The organism is Halorientalis pallida (assembly GCF_049605515.1).
Taxonomy (GTDB): Archaea; Halobacteriota; Halobacteria; order Halobacteriales; family Haloarculaceae; genus Halorientalis; species Halorientalis pallida_A.
In genome coordinates this window covers 448,342-466,027 of the sequence record NZ_CP187158.1, presented here as the reverse complement: position 1 = coordinate 466,027, position 17,686 = coordinate 448,342, and the positions used below count along the sequence as shown (strand labels likewise).

Annotated in this window: 18 protein-coding genes; 7 read left to right on the top strand and 11 right to left on the bottom strand. The window is 67.0% G+C overall.

Annotation, left to right across the window (positions count from 1 at the left end; all coding sequences use genetic code 11):
• Positions 1-44: 44 nt before the first annotated feature.
• Positions 45-512: a universal stress protein gene (locus ACOZ4N_RS03945; RefSeq protein ID WP_424018639.1), complete on the top strand. Its 468-nt coding sequence runs from the start codon at positions 45-47 to the stop codon at positions 510-512.
• On the opposite strand, the gene ACOZ4N_RS03940 is transcribed toward ACOZ4N_RS03945, so the two are convergent.
• A complete protein-coding gene (locus ACOZ4N_RS03940) occupies positions 509-1,441 on the bottom strand; it encodes a biotin--[acetyl-CoA-carboxylase] ligase (RefSeq protein WP_424018638.1) in 933 nt (310 codons plus the stop codon). The genes ACOZ4N_RS03945 and ACOZ4N_RS03940 overlap by 4 nt on opposite strands.
• A 41-nt stretch (positions 1,442-1,482) precedes the next feature.
• Positions 1,483-2,811, bottom strand: a complete 1,329-nt coding sequence (locus ACOZ4N_RS03935) for a methyl-accepting chemotaxis protein (protein ID WP_424018637.1) — start codon at positions 2,809-2,811, stop codon at positions 1,483-1,485.
• A gap of 198 nt (positions 2,812-3,009) precedes the next feature.
• On the opposite strand from ACOZ4N_RS03935, the gene ACOZ4N_RS03930 reads away from it, so the two are divergent.
• The gene (locus ACOZ4N_RS03930) at positions 3,010-3,456 is read left to right on the top strand and encodes a MaoC/PaaZ C-terminal domain-containing protein (RefSeq protein ID WP_424018636.1); all 447 of its coding nucleotides are present in this window, start codon (positions 3,010-3,012) and stop codon (positions 3,454-3,456) included.
• Between the two features lie 73 nt (positions 3,457-3,529).
• Positions 3,530-4,312: a hypothetical protein gene (locus ACOZ4N_RS03925; RefSeq protein WP_424018635.1), complete on the top strand. Its 783-nt coding sequence runs from the start codon at positions 3,530-3,532 to the stop codon at positions 4,310-4,312.
• A 4-nt stretch (positions 4,313-4,316) separates the two neighbouring features.
• Here ACOZ4N_RS03925 and ACOZ4N_RS03920 read toward each other — a convergent pair whose 3' ends face one another.
• Entirely contained in the window at positions 4,317-6,173 is a 1,857-nt protein-coding gene (locus ACOZ4N_RS03920; protein WP_424018634.1) for an acetyl-CoA carboxylase biotin carboxylase subunit, read from the bottom strand.
• Positions 6,174-6,301: 128 nt separating this feature from the next.
• Here ACOZ4N_RS03920 and ACOZ4N_RS03915 point away from each other — a divergent pair, with 128 nt between their 5' ends.
• On the top strand, positions 6,302-6,778 hold the full coding sequence (locus ACOZ4N_RS03915) for a cupin domain-containing protein (RefSeq protein WP_424018633.1): 477 nt from the start codon (positions 6,302-6,304) through the stop codon (positions 6,776-6,778).
• A 62-nt stretch (positions 6,779-6,840) separates the two neighbouring features.
• The gene (locus ACOZ4N_RS03910) at positions 6,841-7,089 is read left to right on the top strand and encodes a hypothetical protein (RefSeq protein ID WP_424018632.1); all 249 of its coding nucleotides are present in this window, start codon (positions 6,841-6,843) and stop codon (positions 7,087-7,089) included.
• Between the two features lies 1 nt (position 7,090).
• Here ACOZ4N_RS03910 and ACOZ4N_RS03905 read toward each other — a convergent pair whose 3' ends face one another.
• On the bottom strand, positions 7,091-7,417 hold the full coding sequence (locus ACOZ4N_RS03905; protein WP_424018631.1) for an acc operon protein: 327 nt from the start codon (positions 7,415-7,417) through the stop codon (positions 7,091-7,093).
• Complete coding sequence (locus ACOZ4N_RS03900; protein ID WP_424018630.1) at positions 7,398-8,948, bottom strand: acyl-CoA carboxylase subunit beta; 1,551 nt, start codon at positions 8,946-8,948, stop codon at positions 7,398-7,400. The genes ACOZ4N_RS03905 and ACOZ4N_RS03900 overlap by 20 nt, the downstream gene beginning before the upstream one ends.
• A gap of 123 nt (positions 8,949-9,071) precedes the next feature.
• Between ACOZ4N_RS03900 and ACOZ4N_RS03895 the strand changes: the two genes are divergently transcribed.
• Together ACOZ4N_RS03895 and ACOZ4N_RS03890 are read left to right on the top strand one after the other, a co-directional pair.
• Entirely contained in the window at positions 9,072-9,950 is an 879-nt protein-coding gene (locus ACOZ4N_RS03895; RefSeq protein WP_424018629.1) for an isocitrate lyase/PEP mutase family protein, read from the top strand.
• Between the two features lie 96 nt (positions 9,951-10,046).
• Positions 10,047-10,475 (top strand): universal stress protein, encoded by a 429-nt coding sequence (locus ACOZ4N_RS03890; protein ID WP_424018628.1) that lies wholly within the window; start codon positions 10,047-10,049, stop codon positions 10,473-10,475.
• A 27-nt stretch (positions 10,476-10,502) separates the two neighbouring features.
• Here ACOZ4N_RS03890 and ACOZ4N_RS03885 read toward each other — a convergent pair whose 3' ends face one another.
• From ACOZ4N_RS03885 to ACOZ4N_RS03860, 6 genes are all read right to left on the bottom strand, one after another.
• Positions 10,503-10,718: a hypothetical protein gene (locus tag ACOZ4N_RS03885; protein WP_424018627.1), complete on the bottom strand. Its 216-nt coding sequence runs from the start codon at positions 10,716-10,718 to the stop codon at positions 10,503-10,505.
• A 64-nt stretch (positions 10,719-10,782) separates the two neighbouring features.
• A complete protein-coding gene (locus tag ACOZ4N_RS03880; protein ID WP_424018626.1) occupies positions 10,783-11,268 on the bottom strand; it encodes a universal stress protein in 486 nt (161 codons plus the stop codon).
• 4 nt (positions 11,269-11,272) lie between these two features.
• Positions 11,273-12,952, bottom strand: a complete 1,680-nt coding sequence (locus ACOZ4N_RS03875; RefSeq protein WP_424018625.1) for a VC_2705 family sodium/solute symporter — start codon at positions 12,950-12,952, stop codon at positions 11,273-11,275.
• On the bottom strand, positions 12,949-13,410 hold the full coding sequence (locus ACOZ4N_RS03870) for a DUF4212 domain-containing protein (protein ID WP_424018624.1): 462 nt from the start codon (positions 13,408-13,410) through the stop codon (positions 12,949-12,951). Before ACOZ4N_RS03870 ends, ACOZ4N_RS03875 begins: the two co-directional genes overlap by 4 nt.
• A 110-nt stretch (positions 13,411-13,520) precedes the next feature.
• Complete coding sequence (acs, locus tag ACOZ4N_RS03865) at positions 13,521-15,500, bottom strand: acetate--CoA ligase (protein WP_424018623.1); 1,980 nt, start codon at positions 15,498-15,500, stop codon at positions 13,521-13,523.
• Positions 15,501-15,742: 242 nt separating this feature from the next.
• Positions 15,743-17,566 (bottom strand): bacterio-opsin activator domain-containing protein, encoded by a 1,824-nt coding sequence (locus ACOZ4N_RS03860; protein ID WP_424018622.1) that lies wholly within the window; start codon positions 17,564-17,566, stop codon positions 15,743-15,745.
• Between the last annotated feature and the right edge of the window lie 120 nt (positions 17,567-17,686).

Sequence of the window (17,686 nt, the reverse complement as noted above, 5' to 3'; positions counted from 1 at the left end):
TTACTGTTAAGCCGGCCGCTGACGAAGTTTGGTACTAGATAACAATGTACAACCGCATCCTCCTGCCGACGGACGGATCGGCCGAGATGGAGCCGGTCGTCGATCACGCGGCGGCGCTGGCCGAGAGAGACGACGCGCTGATCCACGCGCTGTACGTCGTCGACGCGGCGAGTTTCTCCAGTCTCCCCATGGAGACCAGCTGGGAGGGAATCTCGGAGTTGCTGTACGAGGAGGGGACGGCCGCACTGAACGAGGTCGAGCGGATCGTCGACGACCGCGCCCCGGTCGAACGGATCGTCGTCGAGGGCAAACCGAGCAGCAGTATCGTCGAACACGCCGCCGAGGACGACTGCGACCTGATCGTGATGGGGACACACGGGCGGGGTGGCATCGACCGCCTGCTCCTGGGGAGCGTCGCCGAACGCGTGGTCAGGCGTTCGTCGGTCCCTGTGATGACGGTCCGCGTCGAGGAACCGGCCGTCGGCGACCGCGAACCGGAGGTGAAGGCCTAGACCGGCCGGAGGTGTTCGCAGTCGCCGGCGCTGACGCGAACGGTCCCGTCGTCGGTCTCGATCACGAGCGTCCCGGGAAACTCGATGTCCACTGCCTCGCCGACGACTTCGCCGCCGGGGGTGTCGACCCTGACCCGTCGTCCGAGCGTGTCCGCGAGGTCCCGCCAGGCCGGCACCACCGCGTCGGGATCGGAACGTAACTCGTGGAACTCCTCCAGCACGCGCTGGGTGAACACCCGCCTGTTCACGTCGCCGGTCTCCTCGCGGAGGCTGGTGGCCCCCTCGACGAGGTCGGCGGCGTCCACGTTGGCGTTGATCCCGATGCCGACGACGACCCAGGAGACCCGATCCGCCTCGCCCTCCATCTCCGTGAGGATGCCGGTGAGTTTGCGGTCCGTGTTGCCATGGGTGACTAATACGTCGTTGGGCCACTTGATCGCGGCCTCGACGCCGGCCTCGCGGGCCGCGCGGGTCGTCGCCACCGCGGCGGCGAGCGTGAAGGCGGGCGCGTCGGCCGGCGGCACCGTCGGGCGCAGGAGGATCGAGAGCCAGATGCCGCCCGAGGGGGCCGCCCACTCGCGGTCGAGACGGCCGCGGCCCCCTGTTTGCTCGTCGGCCAGCACGACCACGTCTTCGCGGCCCTCGGCGGCGAGTTCCCGGGCGCGGTCGTTGGTACTCGGAATCGTGTCGTGGTACTCGACTTCGAAAGGCGCGTCCAGTCCGAACTCGACCGCTTCGCCCCCGAACTCGGGCGTGGAGACGAGTTCGTAGCCGTCGGCGGCGCTCTCGACGGCAAAGCCCGCCTCCCGGAGCGCCTCGATGTGTTTCCAGACCGCGGCGCGAGACACGTCGAGTCGGTCGGCGATGGCCGGCCCCGGTACCGGTCCGTCGGCGATGGCGTCGAGAACGGCGTGGCGCGTGTCCTGCATGCGGTCGCGTTCGTCCGCCGGCTATAAAGTCGGCTCGCCGCTCACTCGGTGACGGCTCGCATCTGCTCGTCGACGCGTTCGACCGATTCGTTCAGCGACTCGATGGTGTCGCTCTGTTCGCGATTGGCAGCCGCGATATCCTCGACGGCGTCGGCCACCTCGTCGGCCCGGGTGGCCACGTCGTCGACCATGCTGGCGATCTCCTCGGCGCTCGCAGCCTGGTCGTCCGTCGCGTTCGCGATCTCGGTGATCCCCTGGTCGGTGTCCGCGATGGAGTCGTGGATCGCCTCCAGGTTCTCGATGACCTCCTCGATGTCCTCGGCCGTGGACTGGATCTCCGCGTTGGCGTCCGCGACGTTGTCGGCGGTGTCGGTCGCCATCTCCTGGACCTCCCCGATGAGCGCCTCGATCTCCGCGGCTCGCTCCTGGGACTCGTTGGCGAGGTCTTTGATCTCGTCGGCGACGACGGCGAACCCGCTGCTCCCCTCGCCGCCGGCGCGTGCGGCCTCGATGTTGGCGTTCAGCGCCAGGATGTTCGTCTGCTCGGCGATGTCGTTGATGACGTCGACGATCTCGTCGATCTCGTCGACGCGGTCGCTGAGCGCCTGTGCGTTGTCGGCCACCTCGTCGGCGGACCCGGCGAGTGTGTCGACCCGGTCGACGGTGGCGCGGGCCGTCTCGACGGACTCCTCGGCCCGCTCGCGGGCCTCCGCGCTCCTGTCGGTCACCTCGTCGGCGCTGGACGCGATCTCCTCGACGGTCGCGCTGAAGTCCGAGACTTCGCTCTGGACCTCCGAGAGGTTCTCGGCCTGCCCGTCGGTGAGGTCGCTGATGTCTTCGGACTTCTCGGCGACCTCACGGGACGAGTCCCGGAGTTCCGTGACCGACTCCCCGACGGCGGTCGAAATCTCGTCGTGGAGGTCCTCGACCGCCTGGCGCTGTTCGACGAGCTCGGTCACCTCGTTGAGGAACTCGACCGCGCCGACGACTTCCCCGTCCGGCGTGGTGATCGGGACCGCCTGCACGCGCGAGGCGCTCATCTCCCCGTCCGCGCCCTCCGCCGAGCGTACCTGGTCTTCCTTGACGGCCTCTCCGGTCCGGACGACTTCCTCGGCCAGGGTCTCGCTCTCGCCTTCCGTCCCGAACACGTCGTAGGCGTTCCGCCCGAGCGCGTCCTCCGGCGGAATACCCATCAGGTCGACCAGCGAGTCGTTCCAGTGAGTGATCGTCCCGGAACCGTCCACCACGAACACCGGGTCGGCGAGGTCCGCGATCATCGACTCGAAGGCGTGCCGCCAGAACTCGTCGTCCGCGTCCCGATCCGGGCCCTGTTCCGGTTCCAGCCGCGAGGAATCTGCGCCAGTTGCCATACCGTTCGATTCGTGACCGAAGGACCAGATAAGCGCAATCCCACGGCTATCGATCCTGATAACCGATACGGCCGGTCCATACCGCCGAGACGCCCGTCTCGACGCCCCGGCCGCACCGACGGCGGCCCTCGTCCCGTCCCGGGCCGCAAGTTCGCCGCTACGCGCGGATTTTTATTCCACTCGTCCGACGGCGAATATATGCGATACTTCGAGGACATCGAGGTCGGCGAATCGAAGACGCTGGGAACCGAGACGTTGAGCCAGGACGAGATCATCGACTTCGCCAGCGAGTGGGACCCGCAGGACTACCACACCGATCCCGAGGCCGCGAAGGAGTCGGTCCACGGCGGCATCATCGCCAGCGGCTCCCACACCGTCGCCGTCGCCATCCGGGAGTGGGTGGAGGAGGACCTCGACGACGTGAAGAACATGGGCGCACGCGAGATTCGGAGTCTCACGTGGGAACGGGCCATCCGCCCCGGCGAAGAACTCGAATTCGAAGTCGAAGTGCTGGACAAGGAACCCGACGAGTACAACCCGACCCACGGGTTCGTCGAGTACGAACTCTCGATCAACGTCGACGACGAGACCGTCGTCTCGATGATCAGCGAGCAGGTGATCGGGACCCGAGAGGTGTGGGGGTAACGCCTCCGATTCCACGCCGGACTGACGACCGATAGACAGAAATCCGTCGCGTAACTCCCCTCCCGCACCGAACATGGGCACCTGTGCATTCTGTGGCGAGGACGACGAGCGCCTCCGTGAGTGCCCGGACTGCAAGCGGGCCCTCTGTGACGCCTGCCACGACCCGGACGACCACGACTGCTGGTACGCCCCGGACACGGACCGTCGATCCGGCGGCGCAACCGACGGATCGCTGGAGGGGATCGCGGCCACCGCGACGCGGCGGGCACGACTGTTCAACGTTGCCTACGTCGCGTCGCTCGCCGTGGCCGGTCTGGGCGCGTTCGTCGTGTTGTCGAGCTTCGAACCGCTCCTGTTGCGACTGGGTGGCGCACTGTTCGTCCTCGGAGTCTTCATGATGGTAACCGGTGCCGATCTGTTCGCGTACCGGACCCGGAAGCGATTGCGGACGAGCAAGCCGCCGGAGGCGGCCAGGCCCGAACTGGCCAGTCCCGCCTCGCCGCTGTTGGCGCTCCCGACGGCACGGGCGGACGCGGTGGAGCGGACCGAGGACGAACTCTCGCTCGTCTACGGTGACGGCGAGGACGCGGAGACCGTGACCTTCCGGATCGACACGTCAGACGACGGTGCGGTCGTGTACGAGGCAGCGGAGGAGGGATCGATAACCGAGCGAATCTCGGTCGAGATACTACCGGTCGCGGACGGGACCGAAGTCGAGATAGAGAGCCGGAAACTGACGGCCACGTCGCTCGCGATGCTCGGGTATCTGTTGGTTCTCGGCTCCGTCGAGAACGAGGCGCTGGCGGTACTGGGCTACGAGGTCGTCGGCGAGTCCATGTCGATCAGCCTGCACTGAGCGGTCAGTCGATCACGACCAGCAGGTCGCCCATGTCGACGCTCTCGCCCTCGGCGATGGCGACCTGTTCGACGGTGCCGCCCGCGGGCGCGACGATGTCGTTTTCCATCTTCATCGCTTCCAGCACACAGATCACGTCGCCGGAGGCCACCTCGTCGCCCTCGGCGACGTTGACCTCCAGGATAGTGCCCTGCATCTCGGCGGTGACCTGCTGGCCCTCCGCGGCCGCGGCCTGACCGCCGCCACCACCGCCGCCTCCGCCGCCGCCCGACCCGCCGGAGGGACGCTGTGGCTGGTTCCCGCCACCGCCGCCGTTGCCGGCACTGGTCGGGATGGGCGGCGCACCGCGCTCCTCGAGGTTGACGCTGAACCGCTTGCCGTTGACCTCGACCGTGAACTCGCGTTCGACGACCTCCTCGTCGTCGTCGGTGCTGCCGCCGTCGTCGGTGCCCCATTTCTCCTGAGCCTCGTCGATGCGCTCGGGATCGAGTTCCTCGTCGAGGTACTTCGTGTGGTGTTTGCCGTCGACGAACGCGTCGTCGGTGAGCATCAGCCGGTGGAACGGGATGATCGTGGGGATACCCTCGATGTCGTACTCGCCGAGGGCCCGCTGTGAGCGGGTGATACACTCCTCGCGGTCCGACCCGTAGACGATCAGCTTCGCGATCATCGAGTCGTAGTCGGTCACGAGGTCGTCGCCCTGCCGGAGCGCGTCGTCCATCCGGACACCGATGCCGCCCGGCGGATCGTACACGTCGAGTTCGCCGCCGGTCGCGGGAGCGAAGTCCTCCGCGGCGTTCTCCGCGTTGATGCGGAACTCCATCGCGTGGCCCTCGATCTCCACGTCGTCCTGTGCGAAGCCGATCTCCTCGCCGGCCGCGACCCGGAGCTGCCACTTCACGATGTCGATGCCCGTGATCTCCTCGGTGACGGTGTGCTCGACCTGGATGCGCGTGTTCACTTCCAGGAAGTAGAAGTTCGCGTCCGCGCCCAGCACGTCGTCGGGGTCCCGGTCGGGGTCCTCCTCGACGAGGAACTCGACGGTGCCGGCGTTGTAGTAGTCGGCGGCGTCGACGCCCCGGCGGGCGGCCTCGCCGATCTTCTCCCGCAGTTCGTCGTCGAGGGCGGGACTCGGACCCTCCTCGATGACCTTCTGGTGGCGGCGCTGGAGCGAACAGTCGCGTTCGCCCAGGTGTCGGACGTTGCCGTGGTGGTCGGCGATGATCTGCACCTCGATGTGACGCGGATCTTCGAGATAGCGCTCCAGAAAGACCGAATCGTTGTCGAAGTAGGCCTCACCCTCGCGTTTGGCGCTCTCCAGTTGCTCCTCGATCTCGCTCTCCTCGCGGACGATCTTCATCCCGCGGCCGCCACCGCCACCCTCGGCCTTGATCGCGATGGGGTAGCCGTGTTCCTCGGCGAACTCCCGGACCGCCTCGGGTTCCTCGATGGGGTCGGTGCCGGGCACGATGGGCACGTCGGCGTCGCTCATGACGTTGCGGGCCTTGGTCTTCTCGCCGAGGCGCTCCATGGCGTCGCCGGCGGGGCCGACCCAGGTGACGCCCTCGGTGGCTTCGACCTTGCGGGCGAACTCGGCGTTCTCCGCGAGGAAGCCGTAGCCGGGGTGGATCGCGTCGGCGTCGGCCTTCTGTGCGGCCTCGATGATCGCGTCGTGGTCGAGGTAGGAGTCGGCCGCACGGGCCGGGCCGACGTTGTACGCCTCGTCGGCGTACCGGACGTGTCCGGAGTGCTTGTCCGCTTCACTGTAGACGGCGACCGTGTCTATACCCAGTTCCTCACAGGCGCGCATCACCCGGACGGCGATCTCTCCCCGGTTCGCGACGAGCACCGTATCGAACATGTCGCCCTGTACCGCGAGTTGGGCCTTAAAGGTATGCGACCGCGGCAGTTCCGCCGCTATCCTCGCGTCGTGGTACCCCTCGGAGTTTGCGCACATTTAACACGGTGACTGTCCACCGCTCCCCTACGATGAAACACGTGACAGTCGACGACCTCGACACCTTCCCGCACCCGCTGGACGCGACCGACGGCGCGCGTGCGCTGGCCGATGCACTGGGCACGACCGACGTGGCGATGAACCACTACACGCTGGCCCCCGGCGAGGCCCCCGACGGCGGCTACCACACCCACCTCGATCAGGAGGAGATCTTCTACGTGCTCGAGGGCACCGTGACCTTCGACACCGAGGAGGGGTCACAGGAAGTCGAAGCGGGCGAGGTCGTCCGCTTCGCCCCCGGCGACTACCACCACGGCGAGAACAAGAGCGACGAGCAGGCCGTGGTGCTGGCCATCGGCGCGCCAGGCAAGCGCCACGACTGGGACCAGCTCCGCGTCCCCGTCCCGTGCCCGAACTGCGACGACGTGGACGCGATGGGCGTCGACATCGCCGCCGGTGACCAGGGCGGCCTGCGGTGTCCCGAGTGCGACGAGACGATGAGCGTCTAGTGTGTACGATCGGCGTTTGACATACCGGCCGTCTTTTCCACCGTGGACCGAAAGGAGCCGTCGTGTCCGATTCACCACCCATCCCGCCGGCACAGTCGGTATCGACCTACGTCGAAGAAGGCGCTCGCATCGCCGCAATCTTGCTGGTCTGGGGGATCATCTCTCTCTTTTTCGCGTTCGGGCTGACCGAAATCGGCGTGTTCGGCCGCGTCTTCCGGGTGCTGGGCGGCGTGTTCGCGCTCGCCGGCCTCCTCAACGCCGTCGCGTACGTCCTGTTCCGCACGGTCGATTACTGGCACGCCCGGGCCTGACTCACATTCGGTCCGTACGACCCGCGGCCGCCCACGGGTCCTTCGGGGCGTCCGTCGGCACACGGACCGAGCGCCGCCGTTTGCGCGCCACCTTGCTCGCGAACTCCCACTTGCCGTCGGCCCAGTTGGGGCCGTCGTCGCCGTCGGCCGCGGCCGCAGCGGCGAGTTCCTGATCACGCATGTGCGCGCCGATGGCGGCGGCGACGGCCGCGGCTTCGTCGGCGTCGGCGTCGTCTGCGAGCGCCGCGTCGACGGCCGCGAGTAGCGCTTCCGCTCCGGCCTCGGCCGGTGGATTCTCGTCGGCCATCTCAGAGCGGGATGTTGCCATGTTTGCGGTCGGGCGTGTCCTTGCGTTTCCCCCGGATCATCTCCAGATCGGTGATGAGTCGGGCGCGCGTGTCCTTCGGTTCCAGTACGTCGTCGACGAACCCGCGCTCGGCGGCCGTGTACGGGTTGGCGAACGCGTCGCGGTACTCGTCGATGAGTTCCTGCCGGCGGGCCTCGACGTCCTCCGCACTCTCCAGTTCGTCGTCGTACAGGACGTTCACCGCACCTTTGGGCCCCATCACGGCGATTTCGGCTGTGGGCCAGGCGTAGTTCATGTCCGCCTCGATGTGCTTCGAGGCCATCACGTCGTAGGCCCCACCGTAGGCCTTCCGGGTGATCACCGTCAGCAGCGGCACCGTCGCCTCGGAGTAGGCGTAGAGCAGTTTCGCGCCGTGTTTGATGATCCCGTCGTGTTCCTGGTCGGTGCCGGGCATGAACCCAGGCACGTCCACGAACGTGAGTATGGGGATGTTGAAGGCGTCACAGAACCGGACGAAGCGTGCGCCCTTGACCGAGGCGTCGATGTCCAGCGTCCCCGCGTTGACGTGGGGGTTGTTCCCGACGATGCCGACCGAGTGGCCGTCCATCCGTGCGAAGCCGATGGTGAGGTTGCGCGCGAACTGCTCGGCGACCTCGAAGAACGACCCGTCGTCGACGATGCGGTCGACCACGTTTCGCATGTCGTAGGGCTTCTGGGGCTGTTCCGGGACGATGTCCATCAGGTCGTCCGGTTCCCGTTCGGGGTCGTCCCAGGGCTCGACGCGAGGCGGGTCCTCGACGTTGTTCTGCGGGAGGAAAGAGAGCAGATAGGCGATGTCGTCGAGCGCTTCTTCTTCCGCCTGGGCGGTGAAGTGAGAGACACCGGATTCCGTGGCGTGGGTCTGTGCGCCGCCGAGTTCCTCGAAGCCCACTTCCTCGCCCGTGACGGTCTCGATCACGTCCGGGCCGGTGATGAACATGTGGCTGGTGTCCTGGACCATCATGATGAAGTCCGTGATAGCCGGGGAGTAGACCGCGCCGCCGGCACACGGACCCATGATCGCGGAGATCTGGGGGACGACGCCGGAGGCGAGCTGGTTGCGATGGAAGATGTCGGCGTACCCGGCCAGCGAGTCGATACCCTCCTGGATGCGGGCCCCAGCGGAGTCGTTGAGGCCGATGATGGGGCAGCCCGTCTCGATGGCCTTGTCCATGATCTTGCAGACCTTCTGGGCGAACGCCTCGCCCAGCGAGCCGCCCATCACGGTGAAGTCGTGGGCGAAGACGAAGATCTTCCGGCCGTCGACCTCGCCGTAGCCGGTGACGACGCCGTCGCCGGGCATCTCCCGCTCGTCCATGTCGAAGTTCGTCGAGCGGTGTTCCCGGAGGGTGTCGACCTCGTTGAACGTGCCGTCATCGAGGAAGTACTCGATGCGCTCGCGGGCGGTCATCTTCCCGCGGTCGTGCTGGGCCTCGATGCGGTCTTCGCCACCGCCGAGTTCGGCCTCGCGCTTGCGCTCGCGGAGTTCCTCGACGCGGTCCTCTATCGTCATCGCGTATCACGTCCCCGTACGTCCATACTGCGTGTGAACACGAAGGGGTGCGAAAAATGTTTTCCGACCTCGGCACGGTTCGGGACCGCCAACGATTAGGCGACGACACACCCCCGTTCGAGTATGACAGCACGACCCCCGGCCGCGCGGTTCCGGGACCTGATAGACGGCGACGGGATCGTCGCCCTGCCGGGCGTTCACGACGCGCTCTCGGCACGGCTGGCAGAACGGGCCGGCTTCGAGGCCGTCTTCACCTCCGGGTTCGGCATCGCCGCCTCGACGCTCGGGCTCCCCGACCTCGGGCTGCTGTCGATGTCCGAGAACGTCGACCGGATCGACCGGATCGCCGGCAGCGTCGACGTGCCGCTGGTGGCGGACGCCGACACTGGCTACGGGTCGGCGGTGAACGTCCGGCGGACGGTCGGGGAGTGTCTCGACGCAGGCGTCGCGGGAGTCATCCTCGAAGACCAGGAGTGGCCCAAGCGCTGTGGCCACATGGACGAGAAACGGGTCGTCCCGACAGCCGAGGGCGTCAAGCGGATTCGAGCCGCCGCCGACGTGCGCGCGGAACGCGACGAGGACCTCGTGATCGTCGGTCGCACGGACGCTCGCGCGGTCCACGGACTGGACGACGCCATCGAGCGCGGCCGTGCCTACGCCGAGGCCGGCGCGGACGTGGTGTTCGTCGAGGCCCCCGAATCGCGGGCCGAACTGGAGCGCATCGCCGAGGAGATCGACGCGCCGACATTCGCCAACGTGGTCGACGGCGGGAAGACGCCGGAGCTCTCGGCGGCCGACCTCGACGAGATCGGGTTCGACATCGCCGTCTATCCGCTGTCGGCGCTGTTCGCGGCTACCGAAGCGATGCAGGACGCCTACGAGACCCTGGCCGAGACCGGGACGACCGACTCCGTCGACGGTGTCTCCTTCGAGGACTTCGAGGACGTCGTCGACGCCGACGGCTACAGGGAGCTCGAACGCCAGTACGCGTCGGAGGAGTGACACTGGCGGACAGATCGACCCGGAGACCGAACACGTTCCCAGTGTTCTGGAACGGTGTTCTTGGATTAAGTCACTCGGCCGCGTATTTTTCCGTGTATGTACGAGACCGTACTCCTGCCGACGGACGGAAGCGAGGTCGCCGCCGGGGCGGTCGAGCACGCTATCGACGCCGCGACGCGCCACGACGCGACGGTGCACGTCCTCTACGTGGTCGACGAGAGCGTCGCCAACGCCGCGCCCGGGCTGGCGATGAGCGAGATCAACGAACAACTCGAAGACGAGGGCGAGCGAGCCATCGCAGAGCTGGCGGAGGAGATCGGTGCGGCCGGACTCGACACGGAGACGGCGATCCGGGTCGGCGCACCCGACGAGGAGATCCTCCGATACGTCGACGCGGTCGACGCCGATCTGGTGACGATGGGCACCACGGGCAAACGGATCGTCGAGCGCGAGCGCGTCGGGAGCGTCACGGACGCGCTCGTCAGGAAAGCGAACGTTCCCGTGCTTGCGGTGCCGCGGGCCTAGGACGACGCCAGCGGGCGTCGAACCGCCCTACTGCTGGGCGCGTGCCATCTTCAGCGACCAGAAGAAGCCGAAGTAGGCCACGATCCCGGCGAGCATGAACATGTAGTAGGCCCACTGCGGGCCGTCGACGAAGTTGAAGAACACTTCGACGATGGTCACCCACACGAGCGCGAACACGAGGTCGGTCACCATGCCGGAGCGGTGCTCCTGGACGTGGTCGCTGATCCGGTCGACGATGCTCACCGCCGGTCACCTCGCGTCGGTCGCGTGTCGTGTGGACTCATGCTCGTGAATTGGGTCGGAACTGCTATTCTTCTTCCGCCGCTTCGGTTTCCGCCTCGCCGTGGGCGTCCACGACGAGGACGGGCAGTCGGGTCCGGCGCAGGACTTTCTCGGTGACGCTGCCGAGGATGACTCTGGAGAGTCCGGATCGGCCGTGCGACCCCATGACGACGAGGTCGATGTCGTTGTCCTCGACGAACTTCCGGATGGCCCGGGCGGGTTCGCCGACGCTGATGTGTTCCTCGACGGTCAGCCCGTGTTCTTCGGCGGCCTCGGCGACGTAGCCAGTGGCTTCGTCGGCTTCGGCCTTGACCTCGGGCATGTCGTCGAGGTGGCCCTGGCGGATGCGGTCGACCTGTTCACTGCCAAGCGAGTAGCTGGTGGCGTCTACGTCCACGACGTACAGGACGTGGACCGTGGCGTCGTACTTCGCGGCGATGTCGACCGCCTGGTCGACCGCCCGCCGTGACGTTTCGCTGCCGTCGGTCGGGACGAGGATGTTGTCGTACATGGCTCTAGTCGTCCGCGGGGGTCTGGCCCCCGTCGGTACTCACGACGTCTTCCGCGGTCTGTTGCTGGCCCATCGGTTCCGGGCTGTGACACTGCCGGACCATCTTCTTGGTCTTCGCCGGCGGCTCCTCGGTCGCCAGCGAGACGACGATGGTGACGACGAAGACGACCGGCGTCCCGACCAGCGCCGCGCCGATCGGCGGGACGAACTGCGCGTAGACCGGCACGATGGCGTTCGTCGATCCACCGGCGGCCTCGGCGAGGAAGCCGATGTACTTCGGCAGGACGCTGTTGATGATCGAGGTGATCCAGATGAACAGCCCGATGCTCATGCCGGCCAGTGCGCCCTGACGGTTGGTGTTCTCCCACCACAGACCGAGGAAGAACATCGGGAACAGGACGATACCGGCCAGCGAGAACGCGTAGGCGACCAGTTCGCCGATGAGCGCCGGTGGGTTGAACGCGGTGACGGTCACCAGCGCACCGATACCCACGATGGTCGCCCGCCCGATGAGAACCTGCTGGCGCTGGCTCGCGTCGGGGTTGACGAGTTCGGTGTAGATGTCGTGTGCGACGGCCGAGGAGGCCGTGATGAACAGCCCGGCGGTCGTCGCGATGGCCGCGGCCATCGCACCGGCCGCGACGAAGCCGACGAGCCACTGCGGCAGGGCGGCGAACTGGGCCGCCAGCACGACGATCACGTCACCTTCCGCACCGGACATCGCGCTGGAGCCGCTGTAGACGGCCTCCGGGGTGATGCTGTTGACCGCGGCGAACAGGTCGACGCCGAGCGCCGCCATCGCGGGGGCCGACCAGTAGAGGAGCATGATGAAGAACAGGCCCCAGACGGTCGACCAGCGGGCGGTCCGCTCGCTCTCGACGGTGTAGAACCGCACCAGCACGTGCGGGAGGCCGCACGTCCCGAAGATCAGCGAGAACGCGGTCGCGATCCAGAGGTAGTAACTGCTTCCGCCCTCGGTGAACGGCTCGGAGAACTGCCGAGCGAGTTCGTCGATCATGGCCCCGTACTGGATCTGTGGCAGGACCATGCCTCGCGAGGTCCAGCCGACGGCGAAGACGCCGACGAGGAACGCGAGGATGAGGATGACGTACTGGACGGCCATGTTCTTGGTCGCGCCCATCATTCCGGAGATGGCCAGGTACCCGACCGTGATCGCCATCATCACGACGATCATCGGGATGATGTCGAGGCCGAAGACGTACTGGCCGACCAGCCCCATGCCGCGGGCCTGGCCGACGGAGTAGACGTACGCGATCAGCAGCGTCGTGAACGCCGCCAGCGCGCGTGCCGTCGGGGAGTTGAACCGGTCCCCGACGAAGTCGGGTGCGGTGTACTTCCCGAACCGGCGCATCTGCGCGGCCAGGAAGATCAGCAGGACGAAGTAGCCGGTCGTCCAGCCGATGATGAAGGCGAGGCCGTAGAAGCCCGCGAGGGCGACCAGCCCCGCGAGGCCGAGATACGACGCGGCCGACATCCAGTTCGAGCCGATGGCCATCCCGTTCTCGATGTTCCCGATGCCACGGCCGGCGACCCACATGCCCTCGGTGTCGGCGACCTTGAACAGGTAGCCGATGACGAGGAACGAGGCCATCATCAGGAAGACGATGGCCGCGCCGAGGGGCTTGAACGAGATGTTGAGCGCCTCCGCCTGGAGTGGTATCATTCGTCGACACCTCCGTCGGTGGCCGCGGCGTCGGGCGCGCTGGTGCCCGTCGCCGTCTCGGTGTCGATGCCGTACTTCTCGTCGAGTTTGTCACGCCGCCAGGAGTAGACCAGCGCCAGGATCAGCGAGGCCGTCGGCGTGAAGAAGGCGACCATGAAGTAGTGGGCCGGGAACCCGAGGATCGTCAGCGATGTCATCGTCTCCGTGGCCACGAACGTCAGCGTGACTGGCCCCCAGGTGGTGAGGATCCAGACGATGAAGGTTCCCCAGACCAGCTTCAGGTGGTCCCGCATGAACGGGGTGCTGGGCTTGAGCAGGTTTACCTCCCTGTCGAGGTAGTCGGTCTCTCGATGATCCTCCGCGGCCTGGGTCACCGTGCCGCCGTCCGTTTCGGCGACCGGCGGTTCGTCCCCGGTCGCCGCACCGTCCGTCGAATCGTGCGTGGTTTTGTCTGTCATATTTCGGTCGTGTGATGGTGTCGTCAGTGGTCCGTGTCTGTGCGAAGTCAGGTGGGGTGAATCGTGGTGTCGTAGTGTCGCGTCCGTGGGGGTGGTTGGGGTCTGCGTCCTCAGTCCTCACCGACTTTGCCGGCGATATCGTCGACGACCTCCGGGTTGCGCAGCGTGCTGGTGTTCCCCAGTTCGTCGCCGTTGGCGATGTCTTCGAGCAGGCGACGCATGATCTTCCCCGACCGGGTCTTCGGCAGTTCCGGCGAGAAGATGACTTCCTCGGGGCGAGCGATGGGGCCGATGGCGTCCTCGACGCCCTCGACGATCCGCTCGCGGAGGTCGTCGTCACCCTCGTAGCCGTCCTCGGTGATGACGTAGGCGTAGACCGCCTCGCCTTTGATGTCGTGGTCGCCGCCGACGACCGCGGCTTCGGCGACGCCCTCGACGCCGACGATGGCACTCTCCAGTTCCATCGTCCCGAGCCGGTGCCCGGAGACGTTGATCACGTCGTCGACGCGGCCAAGCACCGTGATGTAGCCGTCGTCGTCGATCTTCGCGCCGTCCTCGGGGAAGTAGACCCACTCGTCGGCGTCCTCGTCGGAGTACTCCTGCCAGTACTCGCCGATGAACCGGTCGTCGTTGCGGTACAGCGTCCGCAACATGCCGGGCCACGGCTTGTCGACGGTGAGGTACCCGGCCTCGCCGGGCTCGACTTCGTCGCCGTTCATGTCGACGACGTTCGCGCTGATCCCGGGCAGTGGCGGCCCGGCCGAACCGGGTTTCATCTCGCCGACGCCCGGCAGCGTCGTGATCATCATGCCGCCGGTCTCGGTCTGCCACCAGGTGTCGACCACCGGGCAGGACTCGTCGCCGATGTGTTTGTAGTACCACTTCCACGCGCGGGGGTTGATCGGTTCCCCGACGGTGCCGAGCAGCCGCAGGCTCGACAGGTCGTGGCGCTCGGGGTACTCCTTGCCCCACTTCATGAACGCCCGGATGGCGGTGGGTGCGGTGTAGAGCTGGGTCACGTCGTAGTCGTCGACGATCTCCCAGAGCCGGTCTTTCTCGGGGTAGTCCGGCGTCCCCTCGTACATCACCGTCGAGGTCCCCAGCGCGAGGGGGCCGTAGACGATGTAGCTGTGACCCGTGATCCAGCCGATGTCGGCCGAACACCAGTAGGTGTCCTCGGGCTTGATGTCCAGCACCGCGTGGGATGTCCACGAGACGTAGGACAGGTACCCGCCAGTGGTGTGTTTCACACCCTTGGGCTTGCCCGTGGTTCCCGACGTGTACATCAGGAACAGCATGTCCTCGGCGTCGCGGGTGACGGGGTCGACCTCCGCGCCCGCGTGGTCTCCGATCAGGTCGTCGTAGTCGTGCTGGCCGTCGTCGAGGTCGTGGTCGAGTTCGTCGCCCAGCCGGTCGACGACGACCGTCTCGACGCCGTGGTCGACGCCGCCGAGTCCTTCGTCGGCCTTGTCCTTGTGGTCGAGCGGATCGCCCCGGCGGTAGTAGCCGTCGCAGGTGACGAGATACTCCGAGTCGGCGGAGTTCATCCGGGTGGCGAGCGCGTCCGCCGAGAAGCCGGCGAACACGACCGAGTGGGGCGCGCCGATCCGGGCACACGCCAGCATCGCCACCGGCAGTTCCGGGATCATCGGCATGTACATCGTCACCACGTCGTCCTCCTCGACGCCGAGGTCACGGAGCGCGGCCGCGAACTCCTGAACCTCGTCCAGCAGTTCCTGATACGTGTAGGTGCGCGTCTCGTCGGTCGGTTCCCCGACCCACTCGATGGCGACCTCGTCGCCGCGACCGTCCTCGACGTGGCGGTCGAGACAGTTGTACGACGCGTTGAGCTTCCCGTCTACGAACCACTCGTAGAACGGGGCGTCGCCGTCGTCGAGTACCTGCTCGTACGATACCTCCCAGTCCAGCAGATCTGCGGCCCGCTCCCAGCAGTCGGGCCAGTTCTCCGCGAACTCCTCGTAGATGGCTTCGTCGGTGACGTTCGCCTGTTCGACGAACGACTCGGGCGGCTCGAAACTCTCTCCCTCCGGTAACCGGGCTTCGAGTTCACCCTCGGATTCCTCGGACATGGTCCATCATCATCATTCACGACATCACCCTAAAGAAACGGCTCTAATTATGCTAACCCGTGACGGACGGTCGACGGCCGAACTGTCGGTCGCAGAGACGGACGACCGAGATTCGCGTTCACAGAGCGTGATGAACTACCACACAGTTTTCGTGTTTCAGACGTTTCAGGTGCTACAACTGGTGTTTTCGGCACCAGCAACCAATCACTAAACAGTTAGCGACGGGTTCCCATCCGGATCGATCAGTCCTCGGCCCAGGGCGATTCGGGGTCGCCCGGTCGCTGGTCGTCGGTGAAGAAGGCGGTCAGGAGTTTCTGCTGGGCGCGCCGGAGGTGGTTGTGGAGTGTAGGGGAGGTGATCCCGATGGCGTCGGCCAGTTCCTCGGCGGTACTGCCGCGGGGCCACTCGAAGTATCCGGCGTGGAAGGCGGCCTGGAGGACTGCCGACTGTTTCTCCGTGAGGGAATCACGCAACGACGCGCGGAAGGCGGTCGGCGTCTCGGCCGGCCGGTCGCGCTCGCGTTTGGTCACCAGCTCCGTTTCGGGAAAGGCGTCGGTCACCGTGCTGACCAGTCGCCGTACGTCGGTCTCGGCCGAGACCTGCCCGACGACGCGTTCGGTCCCGCTCGTCGCTTCCATCTCGCCGACCGTCGCGCCGTGTTCGACCAGCGCCGTCGCCACGTCGGACCCGGACACGACCAGTTCCAGCAGCGACTCGTCCCCGTAGTCACGCACCAGTCGTGCGTCGTCGACGGCGGCGCGGTCGGTCGCCCACGAGAGGACCTGTTCGGCGCCAGCGCCCGAGAGCGTCACGAAGTAGACAAGCGAGCCCGCCTCGCCGGGTACGACGCCATCCAGCGTCACGGTGCAGTCGTGTTCGCCCGACAGCCCGGCGAAAAACGAGTCCGGATCGTCGCTCTCGAAGGTGAGTTCGACGACGGTATCGGCCAGCAGAAGTCGCCGCTGTTCGACGACGGTGATCGCCTGTCCGAGTCGCCGTCCCAGGTACGACAGCAACGCCCGCTCGCGGTCGGTCACTGGTGCCGTCGTCCCGACACCGAGGACGGTATCGACCGACTCGCCGTTGCCGACCGGAACGACCGTCGCCGCCCGATACCCGGCCGCGTCGGCGTGGTCGCGCCAGGCGGCGAAGGCCGAGTCCGACCGCACGTCCTCGGTCGTCCGCACGTCGTCCGTCGCCAGAACCTCCCCGACAGCCCCATCGTCGGGCGAGACGCCGTCGAGTTCGGCCCCGTCAGCCCCGGCCGCCGCGGTGACACTGATCGACTCCCCGCGCTGGTGCCCGATCCACGCGACCGCGTAGGGGTCGCCGTCCACGAGGTGGTCACACGCCTGGCGCTCGATGCCGTCCCGCGTCGACGCGGTCGACAGCGCGTCCGCGGCGGCCCGGATCCGCTCGAAGGCGGCGTCGAACCGGGAGCCGACGGCCGTCCCGTCGCCGACGGCCGTCCCGTCGACACCCTCGACCAGCGAGGTCCGCTCGAACGCCGCCGCCACGTCGCCCCGGTCCAGGTCCGGCAGGAACCGTTCGAGGCGCTCGATACTCCCCCACCCGCCGACCGTCGCGACGACGTGGGGGTCGACGCCCTCCTCGGCGAGCAGTCGGCGGGCGAAAAACTGGCGCAGCGTCCGCGAGGAGACGGATCGGAACCGCTCGTCGCCGGTCCGGTCGGCCGCGCGCTCGCCAGTTTCGGCGACGAGCATCTGCACCCGCCGAGGCGACACCGGCACCAGTCGCTGGTCGTCGTCGATATCGTTCGCGCGGACGAACTGTCGGAGGTCGTGTTCCACGTCCGGCGGGAGGTACGCCCGCCGGTCCGTCCCGCCGTCACCGTCGGGCACCGCGAGGAAGTAGTGATCGGTGCCCTCGCGGTCGTACGTTCCCACGTCTCCGGGCCGTACGCGAGTGATTTCGGCAGGCCGCAGACCGACCTCCCCGGCCAGCCTGACGACCAGCTCTGCCCGGAAGGTCTCCGTGGCTCGGCGGAGCCGACGGTAGGCCGACGGCGTCACCGTCGTTCCAGCGTCGGTCTCGGCGGCACACATGTTTCGTCGATATTCGAAAACGCGAAACATCAATCTTGCGCTGGAAGTGCTATCGGTCGGAACGAATCGAAAACTTCCGAATCGAAACCGTATTCGTTTCGGCTATATCTGGATTTCCGA